The sequence below is a fragment of the Kitasatospora sp. NPDC058063 genome (genome assembly GCF_042885395.1).
GTDB classification, from domain to species: Bacteria; Actinomycetota; Actinomycetes; order Streptomycetales; family Streptomycetaceae; genus Kitasatospora; species Kitasatospora lactacystinica.
Window position 1 is genome coordinate 655,904 of the sequence record NZ_JBHVSD010000002.1, and the last position, 8,165, is coordinate 664,068.

7 protein-coding genes and 1 rRNA gene are annotated in these 8,165 nt (G+C 70.9%); 4 read left to right on the forward strand and 4 right to left on the reverse strand.

Going from position 1 to position 8,165, the window contains the following annotated elements; genetic code table 11:
- Positions 1-157: 157 nt before the first annotated feature.
- From ACFVUY_RS06565 to ACFVUY_RS06580, 4 genes are all read right to left on the reverse strand, one after another.
- Positions 158-712 carry a DUF5134 domain-containing protein gene (locus tag ACFVUY_RS06565; protein ID WP_387727769.1) on the reverse strand — a complete coding sequence of 185 codons (555 nt, stop codon included), beginning with the start codon at positions 710-712 and terminating at the stop codon, positions 158-160.
- 347 nt (positions 713-1,059) lie between these two features.
- Positions 1,060-1,818 carry an amino acid ABC transporter ATP-binding protein gene (locus tag ACFVUY_RS06570; protein ID WP_380348837.1) on the reverse strand — a complete coding sequence of 253 codons (759 nt, stop codon included), beginning with the start codon at positions 1,816-1,818 and terminating at the stop codon, positions 1,060-1,062.
- Positions 1,815-2,636, reverse strand: coding sequence for an amino acid ABC transporter permease (locus tag ACFVUY_RS06575; protein WP_359914669.1), 822 nt, complete (start codon positions 2,634-2,636; stop codon positions 1,815-1,817). The genes ACFVUY_RS06570 and ACFVUY_RS06575 overlap by 4 nt, the downstream gene beginning before the upstream one ends.
- 173 nt (positions 2,637-2,809) lie before the next feature.
- A complete protein-coding gene (locus ACFVUY_RS06580; protein ID WP_387685323.1) occupies positions 2,810-3,688 on the reverse strand; it encodes an ABC transporter substrate-binding protein in 879 nt (292 codons plus the stop codon).
- 530 nt (positions 3,689-4,218) lie between these two features.
- On the opposite strand from ACFVUY_RS06580, the gene ACFVUY_RS06585 reads away from it, so the two are divergent.
- The 4 genes from ACFVUY_RS06585 to ACFVUY_RS06600 all read left to right on the forward strand — a co-directional run.
- Positions 4,219-5,619: a DUF6421 family protein gene (locus tag ACFVUY_RS06585; RefSeq protein ID WP_387685325.1), complete on the forward strand. Its 1,401-nt coding sequence runs from the start codon at positions 4,219-4,221 to the stop codon at positions 5,617-5,619.
- Entirely contained in the window at positions 5,616-6,374 is a 759-nt protein-coding gene (locus ACFVUY_RS06590; RefSeq protein WP_387727771.1) for an SDR family NAD(P)-dependent oxidoreductase, read from the forward strand. The genes ACFVUY_RS06585 and ACFVUY_RS06590 overlap by 4 nt, the downstream gene beginning before the upstream one ends.
- Complete coding sequence (locus ACFVUY_RS06595; protein WP_387727833.1) at positions 6,371-7,447, forward strand: threonine aldolase family protein; 1,077 nt, start codon at positions 6,371-6,373, stop codon at positions 7,445-7,447. Before ACFVUY_RS06590 ends, ACFVUY_RS06595 begins: the two co-directional genes overlap by 4 nt.
- 441 nt (positions 7,448-7,888) lie before the next feature.
- Positions 7,889-8,165 (forward strand): 16S ribosomal RNA (locus ACFVUY_RS06600); the annotation flags it as partial.

Here is an 8,165-nt window from a genome sequence, read left to right on the forward strand (position 1 = left end):
CGGCCAGTGACCAACGCCACGCTCGGGCGGGGGCTTTGGGGCGCCGGGCCCGGCGCGGCGCGGCGCGGGCTTTGGTGCGGAGGGGCAGGGCACGGGCAGGGGGCTTCGGCGTGGCGGGCGGAGGCTGTGGGGTGCCGGGCGGGTGTCCCGCAGGTCGTCACATGGTCAGGAGCATGGCGAACATGCCGATGCCCATGGTCAGTCGGCAGGCCTGCGGCAGCCCGGCGGTGCCGACCGCGAGGGTGCCCGCCGGAGTGCGCAGCAGCCGGCTGCCGGTCCAGACGGTGTACGCGGCGAAGTAGAGGAGGAGCACCCCGGTCAGCAGTGGAAGGCCCAGGGCGGCGGCTCGGTGGTGGCCGTGCCCGGAGGTGGACGCCATCGCGAGGGCCATGTACGTCATGGCGAGCGCGCCGACCGCGTGGTGCAGCCGGTGCGCCCGGCCGGCCGGGGCGTGGGCGGCGGCGAGCAGGAAGGCGGTGGCGGGGAGGCCGAAGAGCCCGGCCCAGACGGCGGGCGGGACGGTGGCGCCGGTGACGGCCATCGCGGCCATGCCCAACCCCATCAGGGCCTCGGCGGCGTCGGACTCGCGGGCGAGCGGCCGGTGCCCACTGCCCGGGGCGCAGGGGGAGTGGCGCAGCCGGACCAGGCAGGACGTGCCGGCGCCGGTGGCGAGGAGGGCGAGGAGCCAGTTGACCAGGGTGGGTCCGTGCAACGGCGGCCTCCCGGGGCGGTGGGCGCCGGGGGCGGCGAACAGGGGACAGCGAACAGCGGTCGGCGGACAGCTGACAGCGAACAGATGATGAAATCTGTCGGCTGTCATCTGTCATCCGTGAGCTGTCATCTGTTCGCCGCCCCCGTGCGCGGCGACGGACGTCCGGTCCACGATCACCGCACCCGGCCGGGCACGGCCAGGGCGCGCACAGGGGCGCACAGTGGTGCCCGTCGTTGCGAAAGCCCTGGCCGCGCACCCGCCGCGTACTCGTCGCGCACCCGTCGCACGCCTGGTCGCACTCCCCGGCCGAGCGGACCGCTCACCCGGCCGCCACCAGGTGGGGGCGCTCAGCCCTGGAGCCGCCCCGAGGCGACCACCCGGCTGAGGAACTGCCGCGTCCGCTCCTCCTGCGGATCGCCGAACACCTGCTCCGGCGGCCCCTGTTCGAGCACCACCCCGCCGTCCAGGAAGCAGACCTGGTCGGCGACCTCACGGGCGAAGCCCATCTCGTGGGTGGAGAGGACCATCGTCATCCCCTGTTCCTTGAGGTCCCGCACCACCGACAGCACCTCGCCGACCAGCACCGGGTCGAGCGCCGCGGTGATCTCGTCGAGGAGCAGCAGCCGCGGCCCGGTGGCCAGCGCGCGCACGATGGCGACCCGCTGCTGCTGCCCGCCGGAGAGCCGGTCCGGGTACTCCTCGGCCTTGGCCGCCAGCCCGAGCCGGTCGAGCAGTTCCAGCGCCCGGGTCCGGGCCTCGGCCCGGGCGACGCGGTGCACCCGGCGCGGGGCGAGCGTGATGTTCTCCAGCACCGTCAGATGCGGGAACAGGTTGTACGACTGGAACACCACGCCGATCCGGCGCCGCACGGCGTCCTCGTCCGCGCGCGGATCGGTGATCTCCTCGCCGTCCAGGAAGATCGCCCCGTCGTCGATCCCCTCCAGCAGGTTGACGCAGCGCATCAGCGTGGACTTGCCGGAGCCGGAGGCCCCGATCAGTGCCGTCACCGAGTGCTCGGCCACGGCGAGGTCCACGTCGCGCAGCACCACCTGGCCGCCGAAGGTCTTGCGCACCGACTCCAGCCGGAGCACGTCGCTCGACGTCACACCGCACCTCCCTGGAGCTGGCGGCGGTTCATCCGGGCGGTCAGCCAGTCGGCGAACCGGGTCAGCGGAATGGTCAGCACGATGAACACCAGCCCCGCCACCAGGTACGGCGTGAAGTTGAAGGACCGGGCCGCGATGATCTTCGCCGCGTACACCGCGTCGATCGCGCCGCCGATCGAGACCAGCCCGGTGTCCTTCTGGAGGCTCACCAGGTTGTTGAGCAGCGGCGGCACGACCCGGCGGACGGCCTGCGGCAGCACCACGTACCGCATCGTCTGCGCGTTGGTCAGCCCCAGCGACCGCGCCGCGGCCCGCTGGCTGGGGTGCACCGACTCGATGCCGGAGCGGAACACCTCCGACACGTACGCCGAGTAGGTCAGCACCAGGGCGGCCCCGCCCAGCAGCAGCGGATCGGTGGTCACCCCGGTCAGCCGCAGCGCCGGCACCCCGGTGATCATCACCAGCAGGCAGATGATCATCGGCAGCCCGAGGAAGAAGTCCACGTACGCGGTGGCCAACAGCCGTACCGGCAGGAAGACCGGACCGCGCAGCGTCCGCAGCACCGCCAGCAGCAGCCCGAACAGCAGGATCAGCGCCCCGCAGCCGAGCATCAGCTCCAGGTTCAGCCGCAGTCCCTTCAGTACCTCGGGCAGTGCCTGACGGGCGTAGTCGAGGTTGAAGAAGGTCCGCCGAGTCACCTCCCACCCGGGGGAGTTGACGATCAGGAGGTAGAGCACGACGGCTGTGGCCAAGGTCGAGCCGGTGGCGATCAGCGCCGAGCGGCGGGCCCGGGACCGCCGGTACGCCTCGTGCGCCAGCCGCCGCCCGGACGGACGGTAGTCGTCCTCCGTCGCCGGCGCCCCGGTCGGCGGTGCGGTGCGCGGCGCCGGCGCCTTGGTGAGCTCCGCCGGACCGGCGGCGCCCGGCGCCTTCCCGCCCGGCGTCTCCAGGCCCGGCGCCTCCCCGCCCGGCCCGGGGCTCAGGTCAGCGCTCACTTCAGCACCGGTGCCGAGACGGCGTCGGACAGCCACTGCTTCTCCAGCTTCGCCAGCGTGCCGTCGGCGCGCAGCGCGTCCACGGCCTGGGAGACGCAACCGGTCAGCTTGGAGCCCTTGTCCAGCACCAGACCGAACTGCTCGGCCTGCGCGGCGGCCTCGAACTGGCCGACCACCTGGGCCTCCGGGACCTCGGCGCCGGTGATGTAGAAGGCGGTCGGCAGGTCCACCACCAGGGCGTCGATCTGGCCGTTCTTCAGCGCGGCCTTGGCCAGGTCGTTGGAGTCGAAGACGGCCGGCTGGGTGCTCGGCTTGATGGTGTTGGTGATGGTGTCCAGGCTCGTGGTGCCGACCTGCGCGCCGAGCTTGGCACCCTTGAGGTCGGCGATGCTCCTGGCGCCCGCCGCCTTGGAGTTCTTCAGCGCGATGACGGTCTGGCGCACGTCGTAGTAGCCGGAGGAGAAGTCCACGGCCTGCTTGCGCTCGTCGCTGACGGACACCTGGTTGATGTCGAAGTCGAAGTCCTTGGCGCCCGGGGAGGTCGCCTTGTTGAACGGCGCGACCACCCAGCCGACCTTCTCCTTCGGGTAGCCGAGCTTCTCGGCGACCGCGTAGGCCACGGCGGACTCGAAGCCCTTGCCGTTCTCCGGCTTGTCCTCGGAGAACCACGGGTCGTACGCGGGCTTGTCGGTGCCGACGGTCAGCGTTCCGGCGGTGCGCGTGGCCAGCGCCCCCGGCGCGCAGCCCGCCGCCGTCCCGCCCGCGCCCGAGGCGGCGTCGGACTTCGAGTCCTGCGGCGCGCAGGCGGTCAGCACGGCCGCGGCAGCGACCAGCGCGGCGATGGGCAGTACGGCGGAGGGCTTGCGGAGGGTCATGACGGGGCTCCAGGGAAGGACCGGCGGGACGGGGGGAACGAGGAGGGGCACGGGAGGGCGCGACGGGCGGCCCGCATCCCGGCGGGTCACTTCCCCCCAGTGGCGGCGCCGGAACACACGCGGCATGGTCGGCGTACGGGCCCGCGTCCGCGGCGCCCCCCGAGCCGGATCGGCAGCAGCCGGGGCGGCGGCAGGCCGGTCAACAGCAGCGGCGACAGCGGCAGCTCAGGCCGCGCGCGCGACAGCGACGGCAGACGTGCCGACGGGAGGGCGCCCGGAAGGGGCTGTCGTGGCGTACGGCCACCGTGATCACCGCCGGGAGCATGCGGGGAGGTTCGCATCAGAACAGCGCATCTGTCCAGAACATCCAGATCACTGTCCACATGCCGGACAATCCGCCTCCCGTCGAAGGTTTGGGCGCCGGAGGGGTGGTGCACCGGAGCTTTGCCGGTCCGGGCCCTCTTGAACAGGAGAACCTTTCGTACTTATGGTGTCCCCGTTGAAATAACTCCTGTCGAAGTGAGTCCCCGATGCAGAATCTTTCGCCAAGGCTCGCTGTGGCGGCCGACGCCCCGGTCTCGACCCTCGCCGGCCACCCGGCCTGGCTGCGCCTGAAGGAGGCCGTCGAGACGCTGCGCCCGCTCCAGTCGAAGGACGGCTCGATCGACCTGGCCGCCGTCCAGCGGCACACGGTCGACCCGCTGGTCGCCACCGTCCGCGCCGCCGTCCAGGAGCTCGCTCCGAACTTCCCGCACGACGCCGCCTACCTGGCCGCCGTCGACGCGGACCTCGCCAAGTGGGCCGACACCGGCTACCGCGAGCCCGACTTCCTGGACTCGCTGCTCGCCTTCCAGCCCGCCGACCAGCGCGAGGACGGGCTGGAGCACCTGGTCGTCTTCCCGATGTACACCCAGAACGGCAACCCGGACCGCAACCTGGAAGCCGTCCTGCTGAGCGTCGTGTGGCCCGACTGGCTGGCCGAACTGGAGCGCACCCGCTTCGACAACCCGATGTTCGTGCCGATCACCTTCACGGACTTCACCGCCGGCTACGACACCAACTCCGCCGTGCTCTTCCCCGAGACGGTCTCCGTGCGCAAGGCGCCGGAGCGTTTCACCTGGGGCGGCATCTTCTGCGACCGCGAGGCCGCCCGCTTCCGCGCCGTCTCCACCAGCGCCGTCCAGCAGCTCGGCCTGGAGATCCCGGCCGACGCCGAGGGCCTGCTCCAGGACCAGCAGCGCGCGCAGGAGACCTTCGTCCTGTGGGACCTGGTCCACGACCGCACCCACAGCCACGGCGACCTGCCGTTCGACCCCTTCATGATCAAGCAGCGCAGCCCGTTCTGGATGTACGGCCTGGAGGAGCTCCGCTGCGACCTCACCACCTTCAAGGAGGCGGTGAAGCTGGAGACCGAGGGCAACCGGCACGCCCGCGACGTCCAGTACGCGGTCCTCTTCGACCGCCTGTTCCGCTTCCCGGTCTCCGGCGACCGGGTGCGCAACTACGACGGCATGGGCGGCCAGCTGCTCTTCGCCTACCTGCACAAGCACGACGCGCTGCGCTGGCGCGACAACCGCCTCAGCATCGACTGGGAGCGCGCCCCGCAGGTCACCAACGCGCTCTGCGCGGAGATCGAGACCCTCTACCGCGACGGCATCGACCGGCCGAAGCCGGCCCACTGGATCGCCGCCTACGAGCTGGTCTCCCGCTACCTCACCCCGCACCCGGCCTCCACCTGGGCGAAGGGCTCCGAGGCGCTGCCGCTCGACATCACCGACGGCAAGGCCCTCAACAAGGCCCTGTGCGACGCCGTGCTCCCGGACGAGTTCCCGCTGAGCATGTTCTACGAGGCCCTCAACAAGAAGCTGAGCGGCGTCATCGCCGCCACCGCCGGCATCACCGGCGCCGGGATCCAGGGAGCCGCCGCGTGACCACCTCCACCAACGCCCGGCTGGCCGGCAAGGTCATCGCCGTCGCCGGAGCCAGCGGCCCGGCCGGCCGCGCCGTGCTGCGCCGCCTCACCGCCGACGGTGCCACCGTGATCGGCGCCGACATCGACGCCCAGCGCCTGGAGTCCGCCCTGGACGCCACCCGGGTGGCCGTCCGCGGCGCCAAGGTCAGCGGCCAGGTGATCGACCTGCTCGACCCGCAGGAGGTCCACGACTGGGCCGACCACCTGGAGTCGGAGCACGGCCACGTCGACGGCCTGTTCCACCTGGTCGGCGGCTGGCGCGGCAGCAAGACCTTCTTCGACACCCGGCTGGACGACTGGGACTTCCTGCACGACACCGTCGTGCGGACCCTCCAGCACACCTCGCTGGCCTTCCAGCCCGCGCTGGTCCGCAGCACCGCCGGCCGCTACGCGATGATCTCCGCCGCAGCCGCGCACAAGCCCACCGCAGGCGGCGCCGCCTACGCGGCCGCCAAGGCCGCCACCGAGGCGTGGACCCTCGCCATGGCGGACTCCTTCAAGAAGGAGACCACCGACCCCGACGGCGAGCCCACCGCCGCGGCTGCGATCCTGGTCATCAAGGCGCTGGTCAGCCCCGAGATGCGGGCCGAGAAGCCGGAGGCGAAGTTCGCCGGCTTCACGGACACCACCGACCTCGCCGGACACCTGGCGGGCCTCTGGGACCGCCCCGCAGCAGAACTGAACGGACAGCACCTGTGGCTGACAGCCCGATGACCGACCTCACCCGTACGGACGCGGTACGGCGGCACGACCCCGCCGTCCGCGGCTTCGCCAGCGACAACTACGCCGGCGTCCACCCGGAGGTCCTCGCCGCGATAGCCCTCGCCAACGGCGGTCACCAGATCGCCTACGGCGAGGACGACTACACGGCCCACCTCCAGGACCTCTTCCGCCGCCACTTCGGCGAGAAGGCCGAGGCCTACCCCGTTTTCAACGGCACCGGCGCCAACGTGGTCGCCCTCCAGTCGCTGCTCCCGCGCTGGGGCGCGGTGGTCTGCGCGGAGTCGGCCCACATCCACGTCGACGAGGGCGGCGCCCCGGAGAAGATGGGCGGCATCAAGCTGCTCACCGTCCCCACCCCGGACGGCAAGCTCACCCCCGAGCTGCTCGACCAGCAGGCCTGGGGCTTCGGCGACGAGCACCGCGCGCAGCCGCTCGCGGTCTCCATCACCCAGAGCACCGAGCTCGGCACCCTCTACACCCCCGACGAGATCCGCGCGATCACCGAGCACGCCCACCAGCTGGGCATGCTCGTCCACGTGGACGGCTCCCGACTGGCCAACGCCGCCGCCTCGCTCGGCCTGCCGCTGCGCGAGTTCACCACCGACGTCGGCGTCGACGTGCTCTCCTTCGGCGGGACGAAGAACGGCCTGCTGTTCGGCGAGGTCGTGGTGGTGCTCAACCCGGAGCGGGTGCGCAACATCAAGTACCTGCGCAAGACCTCGATGCAGCTCGCGTCGAAGATGCGCTTCGTCTCGGTCCAGTTCGAGGCGCTGCTCTCCGGCGACCTCTATCTCCGCAACGCCGGCCACGCCAACGCGATGGCCAGCCGCCTGGAGGCAGCGGTCCGGAAGATCGACGGCGTCGAGGTGGTCCGCCCGGTCCAGGCGAACGCGGTGTTCGCGATCCTCCCGCGCGAGGTGAGCGAGCGGCTCCAGAAGCACTACCGCTTCTACTTCTGGAACGAGCACACCGGCGAGGTCCGCTGGATGTGCGCCTACGACACCACGGAGGCCGACATCGACGCCTTCGCGGCGGCCATCGCCGAGGAGATGGGCCGCGCCTGACGGTGCCCGAACCACGGATCGTCCCGTCCCGCGTCAGCGGGGCGGGACGATTTGCATGTGGCGGGCCGGTCACCGTACAGTTCCGGAGTCGCCGCGGGAGACCGGGGCGGCAAAGCGGAAAGCGAATCCGATGAATGAAACTCCGGAAAACGGAGCGGAAAACATCTGATAAGCTGGAAACACGAAAGAACGAAGCCCGGAGGGTCCGCTGGAAGGCGGTCCGAAGGAAGCGTCCGTTCCTTGAGAACTCAACAGCGTGCCAAAAGTCAACGCCAGATATGTTGACATCCCCGGCCTCGATCGCTTGATCGGGGTTGGAGATTCCTTTTGAAACAAACACTAGCGAGGACGCAGTGCGCGGGGCCGCCCTATTCCGGTGGTTGCCGTGCCGCTCAACGCGGGTGTGAACCGGCCCTTCTTAATGTCGAGGCCGAGTAAACATTCACGGAGAGTTTGATCCTGGCTCAGGACGAACGCTGGCGGCGTGCTTAACACATGCAAGTCGAACGGTGAAGCCCTTCGGGGTGGATCAGTGGCGAACGGGTGAGTAACACGTGGGCAATCTGCCCTGCACTCTGGGACAAGCCCTGGAAACGGGGTCTAATACCGGATACGACCTTCCTCTGCATGGGGGTTGGTGGAAAGCTCCGGCGGTGCAGGATGAGCCCGCGGCCTATCAGCTTGTTGGTGGGGTAATGGCCTACCAAGGCGACGACGG